The sequence below is a fragment of the Mesorhizobium sp. M1396 genome (assembly GCF_040317725.1).
GTDB lineage: Bacteria > Pseudomonadota > Alphaproteobacteria > Rhizobiales > Rhizobiaceae > Mesorhizobium.
This window is the reverse complement of sequence record NZ_JAMYLA010000034.1, coordinates 20,321-46,141: the sequence shown is the minus strand read 5'-3', so window position 1 is coordinate 46,141 and position 25,821 is coordinate 20,321. Positions and strand designations below refer to the sequence as shown.

27 protein-coding genes are annotated in these 25,821 nt (G+C 62.2%); 12 read left to right on the top strand and 15 right to left on the bottom strand.

Annotated features, from left to right (window positions below):
• Positions 1 to 52 precede the first annotated feature (52 nt).
• Genes NKH02_RS21750 through NKH02_RS21725 form a run of 6 tightly spaced genes read left to right on the top strand, consistent with a single transcriptional unit; the run spans position 53 to position 5,190 of the window.
• Positions 53 to 352: a (2Fe-2S)-binding protein gene (locus NKH02_RS21750; protein ID WP_352881321.1), complete on the top strand. Its 300-nt coding sequence runs from the start codon at positions 53 to 55 to the stop codon at positions 350 to 352.
• On the top strand, positions 349 to 1,797 hold the full coding sequence (locus NKH02_RS21745) for an FAD/NAD(P)-dependent oxidoreductase (RefSeq protein WP_352881320.1): 1,449 nt from the start codon (positions 349 to 351) through the stop codon (positions 1,795 to 1,797). The genes NKH02_RS21750 and NKH02_RS21745 overlap by 4 nt, the downstream gene beginning before the upstream one ends.
• Positions 1,798 to 1,803: 6 nt before the next feature.
• On the top strand, positions 1,804 to 2,985 hold the full coding sequence (locus tag NKH02_RS21740) for an NAD(P)/FAD-dependent oxidoreductase (RefSeq protein WP_352881318.1): 1,182 nt from the start codon (positions 1,804 to 1,806) through the stop codon (positions 2,983 to 2,985).
• Positions 2,985 to 3,695 carry an ABC transporter permease gene (locus NKH02_RS21735; RefSeq protein WP_352881317.1) on the top strand — a complete coding sequence of 237 codons (711 nt, stop codon included), beginning with the start codon at positions 2,985 to 2,987 and terminating at the stop codon, positions 3,693 to 3,695. Before NKH02_RS21740 ends, NKH02_RS21735 begins: the two co-directional genes overlap by 1 nt.
• Positions 3,695 to 4,414 carry an ABC transporter permease gene (locus tag NKH02_RS21730; protein ID WP_352881383.1) on the top strand — a complete coding sequence of 240 codons (720 nt, stop codon included), beginning with the start codon at positions 3,695 to 3,697 and terminating at the stop codon, positions 4,412 to 4,414. The genes NKH02_RS21735 and NKH02_RS21730 overlap by 1 nt, the downstream gene beginning before the upstream one ends.
• The gene (locus tag NKH02_RS21725) at positions 4,414 to 5,190 is read left to right on the top strand and encodes an ABC transporter ATP-binding protein (RefSeq protein WP_352881315.1); all 777 of its coding nucleotides are present in this window, start codon (positions 4,414 to 4,416) and stop codon (positions 5,188 to 5,190) included. Before NKH02_RS21730 ends, NKH02_RS21725 begins: the two co-directional genes overlap by 1 nt.
• A gap of 9 nt (positions 5,191 to 5,199) precedes the next feature.
• On the opposite strand, the gene NKH02_RS21720 is transcribed toward NKH02_RS21725, so the two are convergent.
• Entirely contained in the window at positions 5,200 to 5,640 is a 441-nt protein-coding gene (locus NKH02_RS21720; protein ID WP_352881314.1) for an Lrp/AsnC family transcriptional regulator, read from the bottom strand.
• A 135-nt stretch (positions 5,641 to 5,775) separates the two neighbouring features.
• Here NKH02_RS21720 and rocF point away from each other — a divergent pair, with 135 nt between their 5' ends.
• Together rocF and ocd are read left to right on the top strand one after the other, a co-directional pair.
• Positions 5,776 to 6,708: an arginase gene (gene rocF / locus NKH02_RS21715; RefSeq protein WP_352881312.1), complete on the top strand. Its 933-nt coding sequence runs from the start codon at positions 5,776 to 5,778 to the stop codon at positions 6,706 to 6,708.
• A 2-nt stretch (positions 6,709 to 6,710) separates the two neighbouring features.
• Entirely contained in the window at positions 6,711 to 7,766 is a 1,056-nt protein-coding gene (ocd, locus tag NKH02_RS21710) for an ornithine cyclodeaminase (protein WP_352881310.1), read from the top strand.
• Positions 7,767 to 7,891: 125 nt separating this feature from the next.
• On the opposite strand, the gene NKH02_RS21705 is transcribed toward ocd, so the two are convergent.
• From NKH02_RS21705 to msuE, 14 genes are all read right to left on the bottom strand, one after another.
• Positions 7,892 to 8,275 (bottom strand): 4Fe-4S binding protein, encoded by a 384-nt coding sequence (locus NKH02_RS21705; protein ID WP_352881308.1) that lies wholly within the window; start codon positions 8,273 to 8,275, stop codon positions 7,892 to 7,894.
• Positions 8,272 to 9,861 (bottom strand): FAD-dependent oxidoreductase, encoded by a 1,590-nt coding sequence (locus NKH02_RS21700; protein ID WP_352881306.1) that lies wholly within the window; start codon positions 9,859 to 9,861, stop codon positions 8,272 to 8,274. The genes NKH02_RS21705 and NKH02_RS21700 overlap by 4 nt, the downstream gene beginning before the upstream one ends.
• 12 nt (positions 9,862 to 9,873) lie before the next feature.
• Entirely contained in the window at positions 9,874 to 10,614 is a 741-nt protein-coding gene (locus NKH02_RS21695; RefSeq protein WP_352881305.1) for an ABC transporter ATP-binding protein, read from the bottom strand.
• Between the two features lie 23 nt (positions 10,615 to 10,637).
• Positions 10,638 to 11,513, bottom strand: a complete 876-nt coding sequence (locus tag NKH02_RS21690) for an ABC transporter permease subunit (RefSeq protein WP_352881304.1) — start codon at positions 11,511 to 11,513, stop codon at positions 10,638 to 10,640.
• Between the two features lie 24 nt (positions 11,514 to 11,537).
• Entirely contained in the window at positions 11,538 to 12,512 is a 975-nt protein-coding gene (locus NKH02_RS21685) for an ABC transporter substrate-binding protein (protein ID WP_352881302.1), read from the bottom strand.
• Between the two features lie 55 nt (positions 12,513 to 12,567).
• On the bottom strand, positions 12,568 to 13,902 hold the full coding sequence (locus tag NKH02_RS21680; RefSeq protein ID WP_352881301.1) for an LLM class flavin-dependent oxidoreductase: 1,335 nt from the start codon (positions 13,900 to 13,902) through the stop codon (positions 12,568 to 12,570).
• A gap of 177 nt (positions 13,903 to 14,079) precedes the next feature.
• Positions 14,080 to 15,726: a copper resistance CopC/CopD family protein gene (locus NKH02_RS21675; protein WP_352881299.1), complete on the bottom strand. Its 1,647-nt coding sequence runs from the start codon at positions 15,724 to 15,726 to the stop codon at positions 14,080 to 14,082.
• Positions 15,723 to 16,244 carry a YcnI family copper-binding membrane protein gene (locus tag NKH02_RS21670; protein ID WP_352881297.1) on the bottom strand — a complete coding sequence of 174 codons (522 nt, stop codon included), beginning with the start codon at positions 16,242 to 16,244 and terminating at the stop codon, positions 15,723 to 15,725. The genes NKH02_RS21675 and NKH02_RS21670 overlap by 4 nt, the downstream gene beginning before the upstream one ends.
• Before the next feature lie 26 nt (positions 16,245 to 16,270).
• The gene (locus tag NKH02_RS21665) at positions 16,271 to 17,068 is read right to left on the bottom strand and encodes an ABC transporter ATP-binding protein (protein WP_352881295.1); all 798 of its coding nucleotides are present in this window, start codon (positions 17,066 to 17,068) and stop codon (positions 16,271 to 16,273) included.
• A complete protein-coding gene (locus NKH02_RS21660) occupies positions 17,062 to 18,081 on the bottom strand; it encodes an ABC transporter permease (RefSeq protein ID WP_352881293.1) in 1,020 nt (339 codons plus the stop codon). The genes NKH02_RS21665 and NKH02_RS21660 overlap by 7 nt, the downstream gene beginning before the upstream one ends.
• 11 nt (positions 18,082 to 18,092) lie before the next feature.
• Positions 18,093 to 19,154: an ABC transporter substrate-binding protein gene (locus tag NKH02_RS21655; protein ID WP_352881291.1), complete on the bottom strand. Its 1,062-nt coding sequence runs from the start codon at positions 19,152 to 19,154 to the stop codon at positions 18,093 to 18,095.
• Between the two features lie 63 nt (positions 19,155 to 19,217).
• Positions 19,218 to 20,342: an LLM class flavin-dependent oxidoreductase gene (locus NKH02_RS21650; protein WP_352881289.1), complete on the bottom strand. Its 1,125-nt coding sequence runs from the start codon at positions 20,340 to 20,342 to the stop codon at positions 19,218 to 19,220.
• A gap of 22 nt (positions 20,343 to 20,364) precedes the next feature.
• A complete protein-coding gene (locus tag NKH02_RS21645) occupies positions 20,365 to 21,534 on the bottom strand; it encodes an acyl-CoA dehydrogenase family protein (RefSeq protein ID WP_352881287.1) in 1,170 nt (389 codons plus the stop codon).
• Between the two features lie 34 nt (positions 21,535 to 21,568).
• A complete protein-coding gene (msuE, locus tag NKH02_RS21640; RefSeq protein WP_352881286.1) occupies positions 21,569 to 22,129 on the bottom strand; it encodes an FMN reductase in 561 nt (186 codons plus the stop codon).
• A gap of 415 nt (positions 22,130 to 22,544) precedes the next feature.
• On the opposite strand from msuE, the gene NKH02_RS21635 reads away from it, so the two are divergent.
• From NKH02_RS21635 to NKH02_RS21620, 4 genes are all read left to right on the top strand, one after another.
• Entirely contained in the window at positions 22,545 to 23,222 is a 678-nt protein-coding gene (locus tag NKH02_RS21635; protein ID WP_352881284.1) for a peroxiredoxin-like family protein, read from the top strand.
• A 25-nt stretch (positions 23,223 to 23,247) separates the two neighbouring features.
• Complete coding sequence (locus NKH02_RS21630; protein ID WP_352881282.1) at positions 23,248 to 23,751, top strand: cupin domain-containing protein; 504 nt, start codon at positions 23,248 to 23,250, stop codon at positions 23,749 to 23,751.
• A gap of 779 nt (positions 23,752 to 24,530) precedes the next feature.
• On the top strand, positions 24,531 to 25,058 hold the full coding sequence (locus NKH02_RS21625; protein ID WP_352881280.1) for a gamma-glutamylcyclotransferase family protein: 528 nt from the start codon (positions 24,531 to 24,533) through the stop codon (positions 25,056 to 25,058).
• Positions 25,055 to 25,693: a hypothetical protein gene (locus tag NKH02_RS21620; protein ID WP_352881278.1), complete on the top strand. Its 639-nt coding sequence runs from the start codon at positions 25,055 to 25,057 to the stop codon at positions 25,691 to 25,693. The genes NKH02_RS21625 and NKH02_RS21620 overlap by 4 nt, the downstream gene beginning before the upstream one ends.
• Positions 25,694 to 25,821 lie beyond the last annotated feature (128 nt).

Here is a 25,821-nt window from a genome sequence, read left to right as displayed (position 1 = left end):
CGCAGCGCGGGCTCAGGCTCTAGCGACAACCGAACTCGAGAAGAAATGCGCTATGAAATTTCGACGACTCAACGAAGTGCCGTCGACGGCGACGATCGTCTTCGATGGTCAGGCGATTTCATGCCAGGCCGGAGAAAGTGTCGCCGCCGCATTGCTTGCTGCTGGCGTCGATCACTTCCGAACGACACCCGTTTCGGGATCGCCGCGCTTGCCCTTCTGCATGATTGGAAACTGCTTCGATTGCCTGGTGGAAATCGACGGAAAGTCGGACCGTCAAGCGTGCCTGTCGATTGTTGCCGACGGAATGATCGTTCGGTCTCAGTTGGGCACAGGCAGATTGGAAGACAAATGACATTGCCAAGAACATGCCAGTTTGCGGTCATTGGCGGTGGTCCAGCGGGCCTGGCGGCCGCCACACTTGCCGCAGGCCTCGGCATCGATACCGTGCTTCTTGACGAGCAGCCCACTCCAGGCGGCCAAGCCTATCGCAACATCGAAGCGGTCAGCCGCTCTTCCTGGCGCCTGCTGAAAATCCTGGGAAAGCATTATGGACAGGGAAACGCGCTGGTAGAGGGCTTCCGCCAAAGTGGAGTTCGCTACGAGCCTTCGAGTTCGGTTTGGCAGGTCACGCCGAGCGGCAAGATCGGTGTTTCACAATCTGGGCAGGCCTATCTTCTCAAAGCCGACCGCGTGCTGATCGCAACTGGGGCTGCCGAGCGGTCGGTGCCCGTGCCGGGATGGACGCTGCCGGGGGTTATGACGGCAGGCGCCGTCCAGACCGTGATGAAAGCCGCCGGCATCGTACCGGATGAAGACACGGTTCTCGCCGGCTCTGGACCGCTTGTCTATCTCATCGCTCTGCAACTGCTTGCTGCTAGTGCACCTTTGCGGGCAATCCTTCAGACGCAGAAACCCACGTCGTGGTTTTCGAAAATCCGGCTTCTGTCACAAGTGCGTGCTGGCGCCGGCGATCTGCTTGACGGGTTGAAGTGGATCCGAGCGATCAAATCCTCCGGCGTTCCAGTATTCCATGCAAGTGACATCCGAGCTGAAGGCCGGGACCGACTGGAAGCGGTCACGTTTCAAAGCCGAGGACAGCGCCATCGAGTGGATGCGTCTGCTCTTCTTCTGCACGAGGGCGTGATCCCGAACATCCAGTTGACCGCGAGCCTGCGGTGCGCACATCGATGGGATGAGGCGCAAGTGGCCTGGGCACCGGTTGTCGATCAATGGGGCACCACCAGCCATGAGAGTATCGCCGTTGCTGGCGATGGAGCGGGTACCCGAGGTGCAAAGGCCGCGCCACATTCCGGGCGACTTGCCGCGCTGGAAACAGCGTTTCGACTTGGGCTGATATCGATGAAGGAACGAGACCGGCTGGCAACCGGGGACAAGCAGGCGCTCGCCCGTCAGGTAGGCCTGCGCAGCCTTCTCGACCACCTCTATTCTCCTTCTGAGGCGATCAGGACTCCGGCCGACGCTGACATCGTCTGCCGCTGCGAAGAGGTCTCCGCTGGGGAGATCAGAAAACTGATCGACGGCCAGGGCTTTGTCGAACTCGATCAGCTCAAATCTCAAAGCCGATGCGGAATGGGGCAATGCCAGGGCCGCATGTGTGGCCAGACGATCGCGCGAATCCTGGCTGAGCACCGCGGCCTCTCGATGAAGGATGTCGGCTATTTCCGGCTCCGCATTCCGGTCAAACCACTGCCACTCGATCAACTGGCTCATCTGCAGAATGCCGAATGCGACCCTGAACTGTCTGCCAGTTCGGGCGATCCCAGCCAGAGAGTCTAGGGGACCATGCAAACAGACGTCATCATCATCGGCGGAGGCCTGCACGGTTGCTCCATCGCGCTTCATCTGGCGCAGCAGGGTTTCAAGCCGATCGTGCTGGAAAAGAATATCGTGGGCCGCCATGCCTCGGGCGTAAATGCCGGTGGCGTCAGGCAATTGATGCGGGACGTCGCTGAAATCCCGCTGTCGATCGCAGCGATGGATATCTGGGAAAACCTGGACAGGCTGCTCGGATCGCACTTGGCTGAAACCTGCGAATTTATCAGCCGCGTCGGACAGGTGGGGGTGGCGGCAAGCGCCTCGGAACTCGCCTGGTGCGCGCAGCGGACCGCCGAGATGAAGGCGTTGGGTTACGATTTGGAGGAAATGCTCGATGCCAAGGGTGTCAGGCGACTGGTCCCGACACTATCAGACATGTGTATTGGCGGCATTGTTTCCCGTCGCGACGGCCACGCCAATCCGTTTCGCTCGACACAGGCCTTCCGTGCCAGGGCAGAGCAGCTTGGCGCCCGTTTCTATGAGCACACCTGTGTGACCGATGTGGCGGAAGCTGGTTCGAAATGGCAGCTCGATACAACACGAGGCCAGATGCATGCGGACATTGTCGTCAATTGTGGTGGTGCGTGGGCGTGGCAGATCGCAGGGATGATCGGCGAACAATTGCCAAGCACGCATCTCGCGCTGACCCTTATGGTAACCTCGCGCATACAGCGCTTTCTCGATCCCGTCGTCATCGGCATCGACCGCAAGCTATCCCTGAAGCAGACGGAAGTCGGCACGGTGGTCATCGGCGGCGGCGTTCTTGGCGAGCCGGACCTCGATGCCGGAACCACGCTGACCGTGGCTGACCGCATGGTCGAAAGTGCGCGAACAGTCTGGGATTTTTTCCCGATTCTGCGTCAGGCGACCATCGTTCGAACATGGGCAGGGCTGGAGGCAGTTACGCCCGACATCCTTCCGATCATCGGTGCAAGCTCCGTCGCCAAAAACTTCTGGCATGTGTTCGGCTTTTCCGGTCATGGATTTCAACTTGGACCGATCGTGGGTTCAGTCATCTCCGAGATGATCGCCGACGGCAAAAGCGCGTTCTCAATTGCAGCTTTCAGTCCCGCCCGATTTTCGAACGGTGCGATCGCCTCTGGGGCAATTCATGCCGCGCAGCACGAGCAGCAGGGAGCCACAGGGTGATGGGCTCCGGCTTCCTACTTGGGTTTGGCGAGAATGGCTGGGGGCCTTTGCTACTTCATGGGGCCGTAATGACCATGGCGGTGGCACTGACAGGGTTCGGGATAGGCCTGCTGATTGGTACGACAGGCGCCTGGGCAAAGCTCAAGGGTGGTTACTTATCCCGGGGCCTTGCCGACGCCTATACGACGATCCTTCGCGGCATACCCGATCTGCTCGTGATCTATCTGTTCTATTTTGGCTCGAGTGCCGTGCTGACGCCGCTGGGCGGTTTGTTTGGAGCATCTGGCTTCATAAGCTTACCCGGTTTCCTGGCTGGTTCGCTTGCCATCGGCCTGGTATCGGGCGCCTATCAGACGGAGGTCATGCGCGGGGCGTATCGGGCGGTCTCGTCAGGCGAGATCGAGGCGGCGATAGCAAGCGGCATGTCGCAGCTGACACTGTTTCGCAGGATCGTGGCCCCACTGGTGCTCCGGCACGCGCTGCCGGGCCTCGGCAATGTCTGGCAACTGGTGCTGAAGGAGTCCGCGCTTGTCTCTGTCACTGGCCTCGTGGAAATTCTGCGGACGGCGCAAATCGGCGCCGGTTCCACTGGCCAGCCGTTCACCTTCTTCCTTGCCGCTGCTGTTTTGTATCTGGTGATCTCGTCGATCTCGGGATGGCTCCTACGGCGGACCGAATGGCGCCTCACGCGTGGAACGAGGCCAGTATGATGGACTTCTCCTTCCTGTACGAGACGCTGCTGACGCTCCTGACAGGGGTCCCACTGACGCTCAAACTGGCGGTTTCGTCGGTGGCGCTCGGAACTGTACTGGCAGTCGCCCTTGCTCTAGCGCGCTTGTCCGGAATCTTCATGCTGGCCTGGCCAACCCGGTTTTATGTCTTCGTGTTCCGGTCTACCCCGCTCCTTGTCCAGATATTCCTTATCTACCATGGGCTCGGACAGTTTCATGCTATCAGGACGAGCTTTCTTTGGCCGATCCTGCGCGAACCATACTGGTGCGCCCTCATTGCCCTGAGCCTGAACACGGCTGCCTATTCGAGCGAGGTTATTCGTGGCGCTCTGCTGTCGGTGCCGCCAGGCCAGATCGAAGCGGCACGCGCCTGTGGCATGCGCACGACCGTGCTGTACCGACGGATCGTCTTTCCCCTTGCCCTGCGTCAGGCACTGCCAGCATACGGCAATGAGTTCATCCTCATGGTCAAGGCGACGTCGCTGGCATCGATCATCACGTTGATGGAGGTGACGGGCCTTGCCGCCAAACTCATCTCCCAGTCTTTCCGCGCCATCGAAATTCTTGTTGTCGCGGGGGCCATCTACCTCCTGATCAATTTCCTCGTCACGCGGCTTCTTCAGTGGGCTGACTACGGTCTGACTGGTCATTTGAGACTGCCACCGGTGTCCGCCGACGCCCTGCACAGAGGTGCATGATGACAAACCCGCATCAACCGGCCGTCAGCGTGACCGGGCTCCGTAAACGTTTCGGCAATCTGGAGGTTCTGAAGGGCATCTCCCTGGAGGCCAGGGAGGGAGACGTGGTCTCCATCCTTGGTTCTTCCGGATCGGGAAAATCAACGATGTTGCGCTGCATCAACATGCTGGAGGTTCCGGATGAAGGGCGCATAGAGGTCGGGGGCGAAACAATCCTGCTCGAGAAAAAGGGCGGCAAGACGCGCCCGGCCGACTTGCGGCAGCTCCAAGCAATACGCGCTCGCGTCGGCATGGTGTTTCAAGGGTTCAATCTTTGGTCGCACATGACGATCCTCGAGAACCTGATCGAGGCGCCCATCCACGTCCAGAAACGTCCTCGCGCGGAATGCGTGGAAGAGGCGGAGGCGATGCTGGTCAAGGTCGGGATTGCCGATAAGCGCAACCACTATCCGGCCCACCTGTCCGGCGGCCAGCAGCAACGTGCGGCCATTGCGCGGGCGCTTACCCAGCGGCCCAAAGTTATGCTGTTCGACGAGCCGACCTCGGCGCTCGATCCCGAACTTGTCGGCGAAGTCTTGCGTGTCATGCGCGCGCTTGCCGAGGAAGGCAGGACGATGCTCATCGTAACCCACGAGATGGGTTTCGCCAGAGATGTCTCCAGCAAGGTCGTATTCCTGCATAAGGGGCTGGTCGAGGATGAAGGACCGTCAGGCGAGCTATTCACTGCCAGCCGATCGGAGCGCTTCCGTCAGTTTCTGGCCGGCAGCAACGGCTAAGCGCCACCGTTAGGTCAGTCGCGCTCGGGTCGTGCGCGGCGTCGCCAGGAGCAAACTGGTTTCGCTGCCTGTTATGCCGGCAATGAGTCGGATGCGCCGCAGCACCGCATCGAAATCCGTCAGTGATGCGGTCCCAAGTTCGACGACCAGATCCCAGCGGCCATTGGTGGTATGGATGGTCGAGACTTCCGGAAAGCCACCCAGCGCCCGGACCACGCGGTCGGCGGCATGGCCCTCAATCTCAATCAGCATGATACCGCGGATGCGCTGATCAACCGCGTCCGCGCGCAGCACCACCGTGTAGCCGATGATGTCGCCGGACCGTTCCAGCCGCTCCATACGTGCCCTGACCGTGGCGCGCGAGACGCCGAGATTGACGGCGAGATCCGACACGCTGCGCCGAGCGTCATGCCGAAGCAAGGTCACAAGCCGTTCGTCGAGCGAATCCATCGGGGTACCATTTTGATCAGTTTGGGTGCCATTACGATAAACCACGCTTCCCGAATTGCCAATTTTGCCTGTTCAGATCGCCGGCTCGCCATGATCTTCTCGCGATCATTCGAAACTTGGGCCGCGGAAAAAACAATGCGTTGCAAAATCGTCGGGGCGCCGGTGCAGGACGGCGCTGGCAGAATGGGATGCGAAATGGGGCCGAGTGCGCTGAGGACCGCCGGCCTTGTTGAGATGCTGTCCGGCCTCGGTCACGCTGTCGAGGATATGGGCGCCGTCCAGGCAATTCCGGTGAGGCACGTCATACATGGCAACCTGGCGCTGAAGGCCTTGCCCGAGATATCGGCCTGGACATACGCCATTGCCGAAGCTGCCTACGCCGCGAGCGACGACGCCATGCCGATCTTTCTCGGCGGCGACCATTCGATCTCGGCCGGGACCGTGTCGGGCCTCGCCCGCCGCGCTGCCCAAACCGGGCGTCCGCTGTTCGTGCTGTGGCTCGACGCGCATCCGGACTTCCACACGCTCGACACCACCGCCAGCGGCAATCTGCACGGTGTTCCGCTCGCTTACGCCAGCGGCCAGCCGGGTTTTAGCGGCTATTTTCCGGATCTGCCGGCAGCGGTCGATCCCAAGCGTATCTGCACCATGGGCCTGCGCAGCGTCGACCCGGCCGAGCGCAGCGCGCTCAACCAGGCGGGCGTGACCGTGCACGACATGCGCGCCATCGACGAGCATGGCATCGCGCCGCTGCTGCGCGCCTTCCTGGCGCGCGTGTCGGCGGAAGGCGGGCTGCTACATGTCAGTCTCGACGTCGACTTCCTCGACCCGTCAATTGCGCCGGCGGTCGGCACCACGGTTCCCGGCGGCGCCACCTTCCGCGAGGCGCATCTGGTGATGGAGATGCTGTCCGACAGCGGTTTGGTCACCAGCCTCGATCTGGTTGAACTCAATCCCTTCCTCGACGAGCGCGGCCGCACCGCGACGCTTATGGTCGACCTGACGGCGAGCCTGATGGGCCGCCGTATCATGGACCGCCCCACCCGCAGCCATTCCGGGAGCTTTTGATAATGACCACGGCAAAGCTGAACATCGTCCCCTTCGTCAGCGTCGATCGCATGATGAAGTTGGTGATTGCTATCGGGGTCGAGCGCTTCCTGACCGAACTCGCCAGCTACATCGAGGAAGACTTCCGTCGCTGGGAACTTTTCGACAAGACGCCTCGCATCGCCTCGCACAGCCACGATGGCGTCATCGAGCTGATGCCGACCAGCGATGGGCGCCTCTATGGCTTCAAATACGTCAACGGCCATCCGAAGAACATGCGCCAGGGTTTGCAGACGGTCACTGCCTTCGGCGTGCTCGCCGACGTCGGCAGCGGCTACCCGATGTTGCTGACCGAAATGACCATCCTGACCGCGCTGCGCACCGCCGCCACGTCTGCTGTCGCGGCCAAGTATCTGGCGCCAAGCGGCGCGCGCACCATGGCCATCATCGGTAACGGCGCCCAGTCGGAATTCCAGGCGATCGCCTTCAAGGCGCTTACCGGCGTCGACCGGCTCAGGCTCTATGACATCGACCGCTCGGCCTCGCTGAAATGCGCGCTGAACCTGGCTGGCATGGGCTTCGACATCACCATCTGCGAAACCGGGCAGGAAGCGGTTGAAGGTGCCGGGATCATCACGACGGTTACCGCCGATAAGCAGTGCGCCACAATTCTCACCGACAACATGGTCGGCTCCGGCGTCCACATCAACGCCGTCGGCGGCGATTGCCCCGGCAAGACCGAACTGCACAAGGACATCCTGTTGCGCTCCGACATTTTCGTCGAGTTCCCGCCACAGACACGCATCGAGGGCGAGATCCAGCAGCTCGATCCCAACCATCCCGTGACCGAACTCTGGCAAGTGATCACCGCCAAGGTGCAAGGCCGCCAGGACGCCAAGCAGATCACGCTGTTCGATTCAGTCGGCTTCGCCATCGAGGATTTTTCGGCGCTGCGCTATGTGCGCGACCAGTTGCAGGCGACCGGCCTCTACGAGGAACTCGACCTGCTCGCCGATCCCGACGAACCGCGCGATTTATTCGGTATGCTGCTGAGGGCGGCCATGCAGCCGGCGGCTTGAGGAAGCTCGCCCGAAAGCTGCCTCGGGGCAAGTTCTTACTGCCTCGCCTCGGTTGCACTACACCTTCAGCCAAAATCATCAAACACTCCCGTCGTCAGGTCGCACGATCCTCACTTGCCCGACGGCTAGTTTCCATCCTTCCGTTTCGCCGCCGCCTCGGAGATCGCCATATCCCGTGCGCGCAGGAACACGCTCTCCATCCGCCAATGTTCGTTAGTATAGCGCGAATCGGCTGCCCACTCGTCCCAGCCGTGGTTGCGGCGGAACTCGCCGAGCAGACCGGAGGCCACGATCACGTCGCTGTCGACTAGGGTAGGGGCTTCGCAGTCCGGGGCGACATAGATCGCGTCTTCCCGGCAATAGAGTTCGCACATAAAGCAGGTCTGGCAGTCCGCCTGCCGGGCGATGCGCGGCAAGCCGCCGGTTGCCACTTCGAACACGTTGGTCGGGCAGACTTCGACACAGGCGTTGCAGCCCGTGCAACGCTCGGCGATGACGAGTTCGATCATGATGCGAGTTCCAATGCGCGGCCGTAGTCGGACCTTGTCCAGACCTTGTCCAGGCCGCCGACGAGAATGCGCCGGTTGAAACGGGGATCGGTCTGCGGCCGGTCCTCGCGTTGGTGCATGCCGCGGCTTTCGTCGCGTGCCAGAGCCGACGCGACACACCAGCGCGCCGTGGCCAGCATGGCCGCGGTCTCCCGAGTTCTCAGCAGCGCATCGCCGACGCCGCGGGCGCGCGCATCGAACTCCGCCCAGGCGGCGTCGAGCGTTTCGGCCGAACGTTTCAGCGCGTGACCGCTGCGGAAGACGTTCTTGTCGTAAGGTAGCATCTCGCCCTGTATGGCGGACTGCGCCGCACCGAGATCGACATCGCTCGGCACGGTGGCCGGACGCAGGCCCGCCTGCCCGATGGGTCTTGCGCCCGGCGCGGCAGGATTTTCCGCGGCAAAGCGCGCCGCACCCCTTCCGGCCCATTGACCAGACGACACCGCCCAAGCCGAATTGATGTTGCCGCCTCCCGAAATCGCGCCCGCAACGAGTTCGCGAGTCGCCGTATCGCCAGCGGCATAGAGGCCCGGAACAGAGGTCACGCAATCCTCGCCGACAATGCGGAGCCCGCCGATCCCGCGGATCGTCCCTTCCCCATGCAAGGTCACTTCGAACCGATCCTTATAGGGGTCGATGCCCCACCGCCGGAACGGCAACATGAAGTTCGGCGAAATCGTCGGCACCTGAGCACGGATGTCCTCGGGCGTGCGAGCGAGGTCGCAGAACACGCGTCCCTTCAACATGGCACGCGCCAGTGGCCGCGTTGTATCCGGGCCTGGCGGCATCGGGATCACCGCGCCGTCCTCGTCGTAATAAGTGGCGAAGGCGTAGGACATGGAGCGCGTCATCGTGGAGCGTACCGGCGCGACCGTATAGTAGGTCGTGAACTCCATCCCGGAGAGTTCGGCGCCAGCTTCCGCCGCCATCAGATAGCCGTCGCCTGTATTGGTGTGCGAGCCAAGCAGGCGCGACAGGAACGACGTGCCACCGGTGGCCATCACCACAGCGCCGGCATTGACCTGCCAGTCCCCGCCCGCCTGTCGCCGGATGCCGCGCGCGCCTGACACCGAGCCGTCGGCACGTTGGAGCAATTCCAGCGCCGGGCTGTGGTCGAGAACGGTCACGCCAAGACCGTCCACCAGCTTGCGCAGGGCGCGCATGTATTCCGGGCCGCGCAAGGCGCGATACTGCTTCACGCCATTCTCGTCCGTGGAAAAGTCGTACAAGCCCTCGAGGGTCGGCAGGCTTTCCCAAGTGAGCGCCAGAACGCGCGCCATCCATTCCGGATCGTTGAGGCCAAAGCCGGTCTTCAGTCGGTTGAGGATCGTGGTCTCGCGGAGTTCCGCAGGATCGGGAGGCACCCACCAATGCCCCGGTCCCGCAGTCGCGGTTACGCCACTGGTGCCGCAATGACCCTTATCCACTAGGATGACGGAAGCGCCGGCTCGACGCGCGGCAGACGCCGCCCAGGTTCCGGCAAGACCTCCGCCGACAACAAGCACGTCAGCGGTCAATCCAAGCGTCTCTTCCGGCGACCGGCTCATCGTCCAAGACCTTCAGGCATTGCCGTGAGTTCCATGTCGCACCCCCAGCCAGTCGAGAAGGCTGCCGCGTGTTCTGCCAAAGACCGGATCGGCGACGTCGCGCGGGCGCGGCAGGTCGATCCGCTCCTCGTGCGCGATGATGCCGTCTTTCATCACAAGGACCCGGTCGGCGAGAAGCACCGCCTCCTCCACGTCATGCGTGACCAGAAGAATGGCGCAGCCATGCCGTTCCCAGAGTTCGCCTACCAGGTCCTGCGCCTTGATGCGCGTCAGCGCATCAAGCGCGGCGAAAGGTTCGTCGAGCAGCAGCAAGTCGGGCTCGCGGACCAGCGCGCGTGCGAGCGAGGTGCGTTGCGCCTCGCCGCCGGACAGAACTTTCGGCCAGGCGTCGGCGCGATGGCCGATGCCAACCTCCTCGAGCGCGGCCAGCGCGCGCGCCCTGTCAGGCCGCCCCGGCAGGCCGAGCACGACGTTGCGCCACACCTTCTTCCATGGCATCAGGCGCGGCGCCTGGAACGCGACGGCGCGGCGGACCGGCACCTCGACCTCACCGATGATTTCGCGGTCGAGATCAGCGAGGATGCGCAGCAGCGTGCTCTTGCCGCAGCCGCTGGCGCCGAGAAGCGCCACGAACTCGCCCGGCGCGATGTCGACGTCGAGGCTCTTCAACACCTCGCGCTCGTCGAAGCGACGCGTGAGGCCACGAACCCTGACCGCCTGTCCTGCAACCTTCGGCCGTTCGGATACGCGCACAGGCGCATCCGTCTCGACCACTGTCAAGTTCCGCTGAACGCTGGCCGCCATGCGAGGAACACCTTTTCTAGAGTTCTGACCGTGAAATCGACCGCAAGCCCAAGCAGTGCGTAGACGACGAGGCAGACCACGATGACGTCGGTCTGGAAGAACTCGCGAGCCGTGGCCATGAGATAGCCGATGCCGGCCGCGGCATTGATCTGCTCGCCGAAGACGAGCGACAGCCACGCAACGCCGAGCGAATAGCGAAGACCAACCAGTGCGTTCGGCAGCGCACCCGGCAGCACGACATGCCGTATCATTGCCGCGCGTGAAAGCCCGAGCGTGCGACCGGCCTCGATCAGCGTCGAATCCACGTTGCGAATGCCGGCATAAACGTTGAGGTAGAGCGGGAAAGCGGTGCCCAGAGCGATCAGCGCGATCTTTGGCGCTTCGCCGATGCCAGACCAGATGATGAGCAGCGGAATCAGCGCGACATGGGGCAGCGTGCGCGCCATCTGCATCGTCGCGTCGATGAGATCTTCACCGATCCGGAACAGCCCCGCCAGCACAGCGAGCGCCACCCCGACCGTACCGCCGATTGCCAGGCCAATCAGCACACGGACGAGAGATACCCATATCGCTGCCTGCAATTCGCCTGTCTGGAATAGCTTGACGGCGCTGGAGATCACCGTGGACGGACCAGCCAAGACTTCACCAGGCAAAGCGCCCGTCAGCGAGGCAATATGCCAAAGCAGGACAAGAGCGATTGGTCCGGATGCCCGCCTCACCCAGCGCGGCAGGCTGCGCGCGGAAGCCGAGGCCGGCTCGATGCGTTGCCTGGCCAACCCTGCCGGTTCACCAGGCACATGTCTTTCGGCGGCGCTTGGTGCGATGGTGATCGTCGCGATCGAGTTCATCGACCTTTGTTCCTCAAATCTGCCTCAGTTGATCGGAAGGCCGCGATAGACGTAGTCGCGGAGGTCGAGCGAGCCGGTTAGCACGCCGGCCTCTTTCCACGTGTCAAACACGTTCTGCAGCGAGGCGACGAATGTGTCGTCGATGGGCGTGCGCTTGTATGCGGCTTCTATCGGATAGATATTTTCGACAAGGGCTTTGTCCTGCTTAGTGAAGCCCGCATAGAAATCGATGAACGCACCCTTGTTTTCGAGCGACCATTTGTAGCCGCGCTCGATGCGGTCGGAGAAATCGGCGATCGCGGCAGCCTTGCCGGGGTCGGCAAGCGCGCCGTCGGTCGCGCTCAGCACGAAGTTTCCGGTGTTGATGCCCGGCCCGTCGATCAGCACAGTCGCTTTCAGCGTGCCGACCGAGCGCGCCAGGTAGATGCCCCACGTGCCCCAGGCATCGATGCTGCCAGACTGAAAGGCGGCGCTCGCGTCGGCCGGCGTGAGGAAGGCGAGTTTCACATCACTGGTGGTCAGCCCGGCTCTCTTCAACACGCCGAGTGTCAAATAGTGAGCAACACTGCCGCGGGTCGTCGGCGAGATGGTCTTGCCCTTGAGATCCTGGATCGTCTTGATCGTGCTGCCGGCCGGAACGATCAGCGAACTGCCGAGCCCGCCATTCGAGAAATTGGCGACGACCTTGATCTTGGAGCCGCCTGCAATCGCGCTGACGGTTGGAGAATCCGCCGCCTGGCCGATGTCGACGGCGTCGGCCTTGAGCGCCTCGTGCAGGTTGACGGCGGCCGGATAGACAGACCATTCGATGTGATAAGGCACGTCCTTGAGGAGACCAGCCGCTTCCAGCTTGGCGCGGGTCGCGCCGGTCTGGTCGCCGACGCGCAGAACGACCTTGCTCAGGTCTTCGGCGGCGAGAGCCGGCAGCGTTAAGAGGGTCGCGACGGCTGCTAGCCCGCCAACGAGGAGGCTGAATGTGCGACGGGAGATGGCGGTCATGGGAGGGTTCACTTTCAGCTTGTGGGAGGAATTTGCTGGGGGGGCGGCAGAAGGCTTACTCGGCCGCCACGGCGACACTCGTGGCGTAACGGTTGGGCGGAACGCGAATGCCGAGATTGCCGCGGAACGTCTCGCTTTCGTATTCGGTGCGGTAGACGCCGCGCGCCTGAAGGATTGGAACGACGGCCTCGACAAAGACGTCGAACTCCTTCGGCAACGACACGTTGATCACAAAACCGTCGGAGCCGCGTTCTTGCAGCCAGCGCTGGAGCGCATCGGCGACCTGCTCCGGCGTCCCGACGAATTCGGTGCGCGGCGTCGCAAAGCGCAGCGCGACCTGGCGAAGCGTAAGGTTCTCCCGCGCCGCGGTTTCCAGGATCTTGCGCGATGTGCTCTGGTTGCTGTTCGCCCCATGCGCTCCGACATCCGGGAACGGCGCGTCGAGGTCGTGCTGTAGAAAATCATAGTCGTTGAACGGGCGGCCGAGCATCGACAGCGCGTTCTCGATGGAGGTCAGGTTGGCGAATTCCCGGTATTTGCGCTCGACCTCCTCCTCGGTCGACCCGATCACCGGGCGGATTCCGGGCAGGATGACGAGTTCGTCGGGATCACGACCGAAACCGGCAGCGCGTTTTTTGGTGTCGAGGTAGTAGGTTTTGCCCTCGTCGAGATCGTCATGGTGGACAAAGATCGCGTCGGCGCGCTTGGCCGCAAAGTTCTTGCCGTCTTCGGAAGCACCAGCCTGGAAGATCACGGGCTGGCCTTGCGCCGAGCGGGCGATGTTGAGCGGCCCTTTGACCTGGAAAAACTCGCCCTTGTGATTGAGCGGATGAAGCTTTGCCGGATCGAAGAACACGCCACTCGCCTTGTCGTGAACGAGCGCGTCGTCTTCCCAGGAATCCCACAGACCTTGGACGACATCGAGATGTTCGGCGGCAAGCCGATAGCGCGTGTCGTGCGCCAGATGCGAGGACTTGCTGAAATTGACCGCGCTGCCTTCAAGCCATGAGGTCACCACGTTCCAGCCGGCGCGACCGCCGCTGATGTGGTCGAGCGAGGCGAACTGGCGCGCGACGTTGAAGGGCTCGCTGTAGCTGGCGGTGAGCGTGGCGACGAGGCCGATATGGGAAGTCGCGCCGGCCAGGGCCGACAGGATCGTCAGCGGCTCGAAGCGGTTGAGATAATGCGGGCTGGATTTTTCGGTAATGAAAACACTGTCGGCAACAAAGAGGAAATCGAACTTGGCGGCTTCGGCGAGCTGCGCCTGCCTCTTGTAGTACTCGAAGCTGGTGCTCGCGGTCGGGTCGGCGTCCGGGTGACGCCAGTCGCCCCATCCCATTCCGACGCCATGCAGCATGAACCCGAGTTTCAACTGGCGCTTTTTCGACATCTCAATCTCCTGTTCGGTCGATGAGGCCGAATACGAAAATCATCTTGCGCGAACGGCCGAACGTCACATCAACCTAAATTTTATCAAATCTATAGACTAGAAATATGATTGCGAATTCGCGGCGTATTGGGGAGTTGATTTCTCCGGCGCGGCTGTCCGGCGGAGGCTTCGGCGTGTTCATCCAGTTTTTGTCGGAACGCTCTTGCGGACATCAAAGACGTCGATCAGCGTCACCGACCGGAATTCCGAGAGCACAATGGTTATACGCACGATCCAGAACCCGTCGAGAGGCAAGACGAACCCGTCTGCGAGATAGCCATGCCCTTCGATCGGGCGCGCGTCGCGTGTGAACGGGCCGATGCCGTAAGACGGCTTGTCGAGATCGACGCTGACACTGATCGGTGTGAGCGGTTTTCCATCGAGATTGAGATCACGGATCTCGATCCTGACCGGCCCGACGATGGGCGGATGGATCGACAGGTTGGCCCCGACGCCGTCCTTCCGGGCATGGACTTCCTGCGCCTCAAACAGTGCGGGATTTGCCGCGATCGCGCGCGGCGGCGGCGTGAAACGCCACAGGCCGAGTACGGCGATAATGGCTGTCCCAATGGCGATCTCAGTCCCTATGCTGCGCGTCAGCCGCCGCGTCGCGCGGGCGTCGCCGGCAATCACGGGAGCGGTCAAATAGAAACGGTTGATCGCTGCGAACACGAACAGCACGAAAACCAATGCGAGCTTGGCCACAAGCACGCGGCCATAGTCGGTATTCCACAAAGCCGGGACGGTTTGCACCTGCACGACGGAAAGCAGCAGACCGGACAGAGCGAGGACGCTGACGATCACCGGAATGACGGATGAAAAGCGCCTGAGCGCGAGAGACGCTGCGGCATCTCCACGGGCCAGCACCATACCGAGTGGCGCCAATGCGCCGATCCAGAGCAAGACCGACACCGTATGGAGAAAGACGGCAGGCACGGTGAGGTATCGCGGCGATGCGGTCGAGGCGTGACCGGCGCTGGCGACCGCCACGCCGACCAGCAGAGGCGCCAGGGCGGCAAGACAAAGGCCGAACCGCGTCCGGCCGGCCTCGCCGGCCGCATAGGCGAGGGCCAGTGCCGTCGCCGCCAGCAACGTGGAGCGGCCATAGCTCGTTGCCCAGAGGCCGGCACTCCAGACTTCGGACCGGGTCAGGGCTGGAACGGATTCGCCCAGCGCATCGAGGCCCTGGAACCCGATGAGCACTGGCGTCGCGGCCAGGCCCAGGAAGAGAGACCCCGTCACGATCCGGCATTGTCCTGGGCCAGAGCGGCCGATCAGGGCCTCGAAGGCCACGCCGCCGACGCCAACGATCAGCCCGAGCATCAGCAGAAATCGTGCCGACCAGAGGCCGATCCGAACCGGGAGATCGAATTGTTGGACGGCCTGCGGGGCAACCGCGCTCGGCGCGCCGACCGAGAACAGCAGCCCGCCGGCGATCGGATGGCCGTCGGACGATGCCACGCGCCAGGACAGGATATGTGTGCCTCTTTCGAGGTTTGGCGGCAGGGTCAGCACGATGACCGAGCCCCTGTCATCGATGTCTTTCAGGATTTCGGTGTGTCCGCCCGGATGGATCAGCCGCGCGACCAATGGTCGTACCGGCTCGGAGAAACGCAGCGTAACGGCTTGCGGGGCAACCGGCACAACCGCTCCGTCGGCGGGCTCGGCCGTGATCAACGTCGCGTGGGCAAAAGCCGAGCCGGCGCAAAACCCCAGCACGAAAATGGCGGCGAAGATCGCCACCATTGCCTTCGCCAGGAGTGCCGCTCTGGTCGGCAGGGTCAAGGCTGGACGCGGACCGAGGGCGCCGGATGTTTGAGGTCTTCGGACGAACCGCCGGCCGGCGGGATCTCGATCCAGCGTTCGACGCCCTTCTCGCACTCCTGCACGACCGGAACGTAGATCGTGCCAGCCTGCGCGCTGACCGTCGCCGAAAAGATGAATTCGTCGTGCTGGCCGTTCTCCAACCTGCCGCCAGTCCAGGCGATCTCCTTCTCTTGCAGGCCGCCATTGCCGTTGCCGGCGCCCGCGACCTGAACAGGTGTCGCATCGCCGGTCGCGGCCGAAAGCGTCCAGCCGGGCTTGGGCTCGAGCGTCACGCCGCTCAGCGTGTCGGGAATCGCAATTCGTATGGCGGTTGTCGCCGAACCCGCGCAGCCATGCGGAATGCGCAGCACGAACCTGACGGGGCGTCCTGCCTCCACCTCCTTGTTCTCGAAAGTGACGTGAGCGCTGGCGGGCAACGAAATCGCAAAAGCGGCGGCTGCAAGGGCGGCGCGTAGGCTGCGGTTCAGTTTCTCCATGATCGGGGCTTCCAATCCGTGTTCGGTTACCAGGTCGCCGCCAGACCGAGATGGCCGAGCGCTTCGCGCCGAAGTTCGGCAAGGCGCGGGTCACCGCGATGGCGCGGATAGGGAAGATCAACCTTCAGATCGGCGACGATGCGCGCCGGGCGCGGGCCAAAAATCAGCACACGCTGGGTCAGGAACAGCGCTTCCTCCACGTCATGCGTGACGAGAACGGCGGTCAGTCCGGCGCGCTGCCAAAGCCCAACAAGCTCCGTCTGCATGGTGAGGCGCGTCAGCGAATCCAGCTTGCCCAGAGGCTCATCGAGCAGCAGCAGGCGCGGCTCGTTCACCAAGGCGCGGGCCAGCGCCACACGCTGCGCCATGCCGCCTGAGAGTTGATGCGGATAGGCCTTGTCGAAGCCGTCAAGCCCGACGAGCTGGATGGCATCATCGACACGCTGGCGCGACTTTTTCAGGATACCTCGGGCTTCGAGGCCAAGCGCTACATTGTCCCACACCGTGCGCCACGGAAACAAAGTCGGATCCTGGAAGACCATGATGCGCGAGGGATCCGGATCGCCGACGTTTTCACCATCAACCTTCAAGTCACCTTTGGTCGGATGGTCGAGCCCGGCGAGAAGGCGAAGCAGCGTTGACTTACCGCAACCGGACGGGCCGAGCAGCGCGACAAACGATCCTGGCTCCACCGAAAAATCGATGCCGTCGAGCACCGGCAGCGGCTCGCCCTCGAGCTCGAATTGATGGAAGACGCTCTGGATATCGATCTTCTGGCCGGCAGCGGCGGACGCTGCAATGGTGTTCGTTGCAAGAGCTACCATCTGACCAGGCCCTTCTGCCACGAAAGCGTCCAGTCGCGCACTCTGAAGAGAATGGTTATCAGGCTCGAACACATCAGCGCCATTACCAGAAGAGCCGCATACATGTTGGCATAGGCGGCCCACCCTTGAGCCCATTGCAGGTACCAGCCGAGGCCTGCTTTCACACCGAGCATTTCGGCGACAACGAGCACTGCGAAGGACGTGCCGAGACCCATGAAAAGTCCGACAAAGACATGCGGGAGAGCAGCCGGTATCGCGACCTTCAGGATCAGGAATGATGGCTTTGCGCCGAGCGTGCGGGCGATATCGTAATAATCCCGGTTGACGCTGGCGATGCCCGACCAGGTGAGGATGGTCATCGGGAAGGCGGTCGCGAGCGCGATCAGGAACACGCTGGCCGAGCCGCTGGTCGGAAAGATGAAGAAGGCGAGTGGTAGCCAGGCCGTCGCCGGCAGCGGTCCGATCAGCCGCAACAGCGGATGCACCCAGTAGCTCGCCGCCCGCGACCAGCCGATGGTCACGCCGGTGACGAAGCCCGCGGCAGCGCCGAAGAAATAGCCCTTCGCCAGCAAAAGCACCGAATACCAGACGCTGATGCCAAGCCGGCCCCAATCGTCGAAGAACACTTCCAGAATGCTCTGCGGCGACGAGAAGAAGGGCACGGGCAAAACGCCGGTCTTTGCCGTCACGATCTCCCAGCCCCCGACAACGATCGCGGCTGCGACGAACCAGGGTCCATAATAGCGGGTGGTGATTGCGGCGGCTCCAAAGAGCCGCCCCGTTGCCGCGACGACGATCAGTCCGAGCGCGATCACCAGCGAAATGATCGCCAGCTCCCGGCCGTAAGGCTGCGGGATGATCTCCGGCCAGAGTTCGATCAGCGCGGCCACGCCGACCCAGCTGGCCGCTGCTGCCAGCCCGAACACCCATATGCCCGCACCGGTTCGCGCGGGAGCTCCCTCCAGAGGAGAGGTTTCAGAATGCCCGGAAAGCGATGGATCAATCGAAGTCATCGTAGCATCTCCTACGCCGTCAGCACGTCGGCATAAACGCGCTCAGCGAACTCCTGCGGATCTGTCGACTGTTTGAACACCTGCACGTCACGCAGCTCCTGCGCATAGAGCGCGATTTCCTGCTTCAGATCGGCGCCGACCGGATTGTGATTGTGCGTCTGCGAAAGCAGTACGCCGACGAGCTCGTCGACCGTCTTGTCCTTGGGTGCATTCGGCAGGAAGGCCTTGGCGGCGTCCTGGGGCTTGGCAACAGTCCAGTCCTGCGCTTCGAGCAGCGCACGGGTCAGCGCCTGCGCGGCGGGGAGATCATCGCGGATCAGGCTGCCGCGCAGGCCGACGATGCAGCAAACGCGGTTTTCGAAGCCGTGGTCGAGGTTCGACGCGACCTGGATGTATTTCGGATCCTGCAGCCAGAAATAGGCCTTGGGGTCGCCGTCCGCGATGGCCTGGATCTCGCCCTTTTCGGCGGCGAGTTGCAGAAGCTCACCGGGATACTGGCGCCATTCGACATCCGCAATCGGATCGAGCCCTTCCTTGTGGAGCAGAATCGAGAAGAAATTCTTGCCGGGACTGGCGAGGTCGGAAATGCCGATCGTCTTGCCCTTGAGCTGCTTGAGATCGGTGATGCCGCTCGATTTCAGCGCGACGAGACGCGTGCAGCCACCATGCGATCCGGCCGTGATCTTCACATCGAAGCCCTGCTCCAGGGCCTTCAGCCAGCGCAGCGCCATGCCGACGCCGCCATCGGCCTTACCGGTGGCAATGGCTTCAAGAAGCGCTTCGGTCGAGGCGCCGAAATTGACCAATTCGACATCGAGCCCGTATTTCTTGAAGATGCCTTGCTCTTGCGCGACAAACACCGGCGCCAGGCAGATGGCCGAGGCGTTGGTTGCGAACTTTATCTTCTTCAGCTCGCTGGCCGGTGCCACGGCCTGCGCCCAGAGGCTGCTTGCGGACACCGCGCCAAGCGGCGCAGCAAGCCCGAGCGCTCCCGCCGTCTTGAGGAACGAGCGGCGGTCAAGCCCGCCGATAAGGGAACTGCTGCCTGCCGATGCAAAAGTCTTCCAGGTCATGTTCGATTCTCCTTGAGGATGCCGTGCTGGATTAGTGGGGGCCGCCAACCTTGCGCCTGGGAACTATTCGGCCGCCTGGACATGCGGCGCGGCGCGGTCCCGCGCCGCCACGAGCGTCCGCACGCGCGGGATGAGATCGCGGCCGTAGTGGAAGGCGTCTTCGAGTGGATCAAAGCCGCGGATGAGGAAGGTGGTGACGCCGAGATCGTAGTAGTCGAGCATCGCCTCCGCGACCTGGTCGGGTGTGCCGACCAGCGAGGTCGAATTGCCGCTGGCTCCGGTCAGCGCTGCGATTTCCGTCCACAGACGCTTGTCGAGGCGCGCGCCTTGCGCGGCCGCCGCCAGCAGGCGGCGCGAACCTTCGTTAGGGGGCCCGCTGACACCATTCTTGGCATTGACGTTGATCAGGCGCTCGCCTGAAGCGCTGGCGCGCAGGGCCTTGGCGCGCTGCAGGATACGGTCGGCTTTCGCCCATGCCGCCTCCTCCGTATCTGCCAGGATCGGGCGCAGCGACAGGCTGAAGCGCGGCGCGCGGCCATGAGCGTCCGCCGCGGCGCGGATGCGCTGGATTGTCTCGGCAACCTGCGCATAGGTCTCGCCCCACAAGGCGTAGATATCGGCATGTTTGCCGGCGACTGCGATCGCCGCGTCGGAGGAGCCACCGAAATAGACGGGGATGCCATCTTGGCCGCGCGGCTTGACCTCCGAGAAGCCGCCGGCGATCCGATAATACTTGCCCTCAAAGTCGAACGGTTTTTCGCTGGTCCATTCCTTGCGCACAATGTCGAGATACTCGCTCGTGCGGGCATAGCGCTCGTCCTTAGTCAGGTGGTCGCCGTCCTGCGCCAGCTCCTGATCGTTGCCGCCGGTGATGATGTGGACCGAGACCCGGCCGCCGCTCAAATGATCCAATGTCGCCAACTGGCGCGCGGCAAGCGTCGGCGCCGTGAAACCCGGCCGATGCGCGATCATCAATTTCAGTTTCCGGGTGATGCTGGTCACATACTGGCCGACGAGGATGCTTTCCGGTGACGTGGAGTGAAACGCCAGCAGCACCCGGTCGAACCCGCCATTCTCGTGGATGGCGGCGGCAGCGGCGATGTGTTCGCGGCTGATGATTGGGCCGGAACGGGCGATCGTCTCCGATGCGTTGAAATTTCCGATGTAACCGATGAATTCGACTGGCACGAAAACCTCCGTCGTTTGCTGGTCAGATACCGAGCGCAAGGCGGCCGGCGCCGAGCCGAACCGTGTCTTCCTGCGGGCTGTGAATGCGACCGCAAAGCACATCGCGGTGATGGCGCTCGAGCGGGTTGTGGCGTGAGATGCCGTGATTGCCGGTAAGCTTCAGCGCCTTTTCGACGGCGACAATGGCGTTTTCCGTCGTGACCACCTTGATCAGGCCGGCTGCCGACAGGGTGAAAGGACGCCCTTCGTCGACATCGCGCGCCGCTGATGCGATCAGCCGGAGGTTGACGGCGATCAATTCCTCGATTTCCCCAACCGCCTGCTGGATGCGTGGGATCGTCGCCAGCGGCTGGCCGAGATTGGTCGGCACGCGCTCCTTCAGAAAGCGCACCAGCCAATCGCGCGCTGCCTGCGCGACGCCGGTATAGAGCGCGCCCGGCAGCGTGCCGAACCATGCGGCCTGTCCCTCGCCGCGCGTATCCCACTCAGACGGAAGACGAATGTCGGCGGCATGGTCGAGGGGGATACGCACATCTTCCAGCACGGCGTCGTGGCTTCCGGTGGCGCGCATGCCGAGTGGATTCCAGGTTTTTTCGATGCGCAGTCCAGGCGCATTGGCGGGAACCAGAAAGCCGCCGACACGCGGTTCATCTTCGTCGGTTCTCGCCCATACGATCGCCCAGCTCAGGCCTTCCACGCCCGTCGAATAGATCTTTCGGCCACTGATCGACCAGCCATCGGCCGTGCGCCGCGCCGTTGTCGCCGGGAGCCCTCCTCGTATCGGCGTGCCGAGTTCTGGCTCGACGCGAAACGCGTTGATCAAGGCGCCGTTCTCGACGGCATCGCCGACCACCTTGCGCATGAGGTGTTCGGGCCAGCGCCCGCCTGGCAGCGTGGCAAGGTTTATGTACTGCATGATCAGGATAAGCGCGGTGCACGGTTCGCCGCGGGCGATTTCGCGGATTACCTCAGATGCTTCGGCGAGACCCGCCCCGCCGCCGCCGAGTTCGACCGGCGCCGTCAGGGCGATAAGACCAGCATCATGCAACCGAAAAATGTTCTCGTGCGGAAATGCGGCACTCTCATCCAAGTCGCCGGCGGTCTCGGCAAATGTTCGCGCCAATTCAGCCGCCGCCTCGACGGATTTGCGAGCGGTCGTTGCAGCCCTTGGACGAAGCGGGGTAACCGTCATCTACGCATCCCTTCTGCCGCAATAGACGACGGCATCACTCGGCAGCCACGGCGTGATGCAATGCTTGCGGAAAGAACGGACCAAGCTCGGCTACAGCCTGTTCGACACGATGGCGAACGGGCTGCGAGACGAGGCGGTAGTCGTCGAAATCCCTGTCTGCCGCATAGATGGCGCTGGGCAGCGTATGCGCCATGAAGAAACCGAAAAGCGGGCGAAGCTGATGCTCGACGATCAGCGCGTGGCGGTCGCCGCCGCCCGTGGCGGTCAGGATTACCGGTTTGCCTTGCAGGGCGAGCGGATCGATCAGATCGAGAAAATGCTTGAAGAGCCCGGTATAGCTGCCCTTGTAGGTCGGCGACCCGACGACGAGCACATCGGCCGAGATGATGTGTTGCATGGCTTTCCGCGCGCCCGCGTCGAGATCATCATAGCGCCGGGCGTTGCCCAGCGAAGGACCGATATCGGCCAGGTCGTAGAGTCTAGAGCGAAGACCGTATCGGGCGCATGCAAGCCCTGCGACCGCCTCTACCAGAGCGTAGGATTTGGAGGGACGGTTGAAACTGCCGATCAGGCCGACCAGTTTTGCGTGAGACATGCAGGCCCCCTTTGTCGTTGAAAGTTCCAAGTTTTTCGAACGAACACCGGACTGCGCGAGCGAATGGCTGCCGAGGCGTCTTAATGTCTACAATATTTATAGATTTTAGAGAGAAGGAGTCGCTGTCGTTTCGAATGTTTGCTGTCTGTTAGAAAATCATGCCTGCGGCCGAGCCCAGCCGGACGCGCGCATCTTGTGACCGACTGCTGCTTGGTAGATGCCAGTTCGTGCCCGATCGTTCGATGGAAAACTGGCCTCGGCTTGGCCGCCCGAAATAGACAATTCGTTGCGCGGCGAAACCCTTCGCGCAATTTCTTCTCTCGCGCGGCGGCCTCGGCCACCTATCCTGAACGAAACTCGACGGCCGGATCATCCGCGCCGCTTCGGCGTCCAATCTTCACCACGGAGAAGACCAATGTCCAAGGTGCAATCGCTCAACGGAACCCTTGCCGAATTCCAGGCCAAGCGGGCGCTGACGATGCCGGCCGACAGGTTGAAGATCAATGTCGACCAGCGCCGCCTGCTCGTCGATACAGCCGACCGCTCGGCCTTCGTCAAAGCAGGAGATACCGTTCAGCCCTTCGCGTTGACCGAGGTGGACGGCCAGTCACTTACGCTGGAGGGTCTTCTCGAGAACGGGCCTCTGGTGCTGATCTTCTTCCGCTTCGCGGGATGCCCGGTCTGCAATGTCGCGTTGCCTTACTACAATCAGCATCTTGCGCCGGAGCTGAGCAGGCTGGGGGCGACCCTGGTGGGGATCAGTCCGCAAGTTGGCGAAAAATTGCACGACATCAAGGACCGTCACAGGCTGGATTTCCTGATCGCCACGGACGCGGACAATGCGCTGGGCCGCCGGTTCGGCATCCTCTATTCCTTCGACGAACCTTCCCGCCGCGTTTCGCTCGAAAGCGGCAACCCGATCGGCGAGGTGACCGGAACGGGAACCTGGGAACTTCCCATGCCGACGGCGGTGATCATCGATCAATCGAGGACGGTGCGATTTGCCGATGTCAGCCCGGACTGGCTTGTGCGCACCGAACCGGTCGATATCATCGCTGCCCTGAAGACCATCACCGCCCGCGTCGCGGCGTGAACAGCCGACAACAGGAAGCAAGATCTTGACACACGACCACAGGCACGACGGCCACGATGAGCATGACCACGACCACGCGCCAGTCGACTGGCGCGAGAACGGGGTAAAGGTCATTCCCGGCAATTCGCTCGACCCCAACACGGCGCAGACGCCCGGCATGAACCGCGCGGCGGCGATCAGCAAGGCTCGGGCGGGCGCCGAAAAGATATGGGCCGGCACGGTGACCATCCACGCCAACGCCAAGACCGGCGCTCATCACCATGGCGATCTGGAAAGCATCATCTATGTCGTCAAGGGCAAGGCGCGCATGCGCTGGGGCGAGAGCCTGGAGTATGTGGCGGAGGCCGGCCCCGGCGACTTCATCTATGTGCCGCCTTACGTGCCGCATCAGGAGATCAATGCCAGCCGCGACGAGACGCTGGAATGCGTTCTTGTCAGGTCAGGCCAAGAGCCGGTGGTCGTCAATCTGGACATCAAACCTGTGGAAGCACCCGAAGAGGTGCTGTGGATAGATCCAATCCATAGGTGAGCTTCCAGACCTCATAGAAATCGCGACGAAGCCAAGGCCTCACTCACTCCGCTAATCATTCCACCAACCGCTTCAGTTCGTGAGCATGTATCCGCCACGGTGCAGGTTCACGCAACCACCGATACCGACATAGGCTCGAAGTCATGATCTGTTGTCGGGGAGATGGGTCTGCCGCGCAGGTCAGTTCCCAGCGTTGGCAAAGTCACAGCGAGAGCTACAAATCCGCTGGAACGCTGGCTGTCCCGCTTCTTCGACTTTCGCGGTCCCGGTCATAATGACGACCACATCCGCCCATCGCGTGGGTCCTGGTCCCATTTCCGGTCACGTTCTTCTGACCATCCGCTTGTGACCAAGCACTTCACGCGATTCCTTTCGACCGGCGCAAAGGCTTGTCGTGCACCGACGAGCATTTCGACGAGGCCAGGGTAGGGCAGCGCTCTATCGGTTACGACTCGGCGGTCAGTTGGTGCCGCATGGGTTTCGAACGTGGCCGCTCTTGGGGGACACGGGGTCAGGCTTCACTTCCTTTCCCGGTCGCGCCTACGCCAAGCTGCGACATAACTCGAAGGAATGTCCGTTCTTTCAAAACCGGCTGAAAAAAATTAAGCCGGTGCCGCTGCCGGTTGATCGCCAAAAATGTTAACGATTTCAACGACTTGGAATGGCGCTCCCGAAGAGATTCGAACTCCTGACCCCCAGATTCGTAGTTTGAAGGTCTGTCCGTTGGCGCAACGGGCAGTCCATACGTCTCCGCCGGCTTCCGTGGTAGTTTCCTCAAAATGGCTACGCTGCTGTACTTCGCTTATGGCTCAAATATGCTCACAGCCCGTCTTCAGGCGCGTTGCCCTTCGGCAAAGGTCAAAGGGGTTGCGACGGCAGGCAACTATTCGCTCGCATTCTTCAAGCGCGGCCAAGACGGATCCGGGAAGGCCACACTTGTCCCGGATACTCGTGTTGGGCAGCGGATTGTGGGCGTGATGTTTGAGCTTGATGAACGCGAGCTATCGCAGCTTGACCGTTTCGAGGGCGCCGGCAAGGGATATGATCGCGTGGAACGGTTTCGCGTGCGAACTGGCGATGAAACGGGAAAGCTTGAGGCCTTCACCTACATTGCCAGTGATGGCTTTCTCGATCCCGATTTGAAGCCTTACGACTGGTATCTGCGCCTCGTGGTGGCCGGAGCGCGCGAACACGCTTTGCCGGAGGAGTATGTCGCTGCAGTCGAGAACACTCAGACGGCAGGCGACCCGGTCCAGGATCGTCCATCGCGGATAGAGGCTCTGGCGCTGTTGGGAGCAACGTTGTGAGGCTTCACAGGGATACCCGCATCGCCGGCGACAAGACGGTAGGCGATTGGTCCGCGGCCAGACGCCGGCTCTCAAGATCGAAGAACCCGCAGCTCTGGACAGATGCTTTTGGCGACTTCTTCTTGGCGCGTCTGAACAGCAGGTATTTTGAGCCGGTTGGGGCATTGGAAAATATGCCGGAAAAGGCGGGTGAAGGATTTGCTATCGTCACCCTTCACTGTTCACTGATTGAATTTCTGGCCTCTACGCTCGTGGGCAAGTCTTACCGCTATCGGCGAAAAGGCGACCCCCCGTTGGGAGCTGATGAATATTCGGATAGTGGCAATATGTTTGTTGGCTTCCTTGAAGCAAATGAGCCCTTCAAAACTATGTTTGCGCGCGCGGGAACCGCTAGGGAGTTTTATGCCTGTGTCCGGTGTGGGCTGTTACATGAAGCGCGGACAAAAGGGCGATGGCGTATACAGGTAGACCCGTCAGCTAAACAGGCTATCGATACAAGCGTTCCGGCCATTTATCGGAATCGTCTGCAACCTGCCTTCAATGATTTCGTCAAATCGTACGGACGGCAGCTCACGACCAACAGGTCCCTTCAAGAAGCCTTCATTCGAAAATTCGATAGCCTTTGCGAGGGCTAGTTCGAATCTTCTCTGGCCAATTGGCGCCCCAGCGTGAATGAAACTGACAACTATGTCTCCGCTGGAGTCCTATGACATTCTAGCCGCCGACCCGCGAACGCTGCCGCGACCATCCGAGGCTCGCCCCC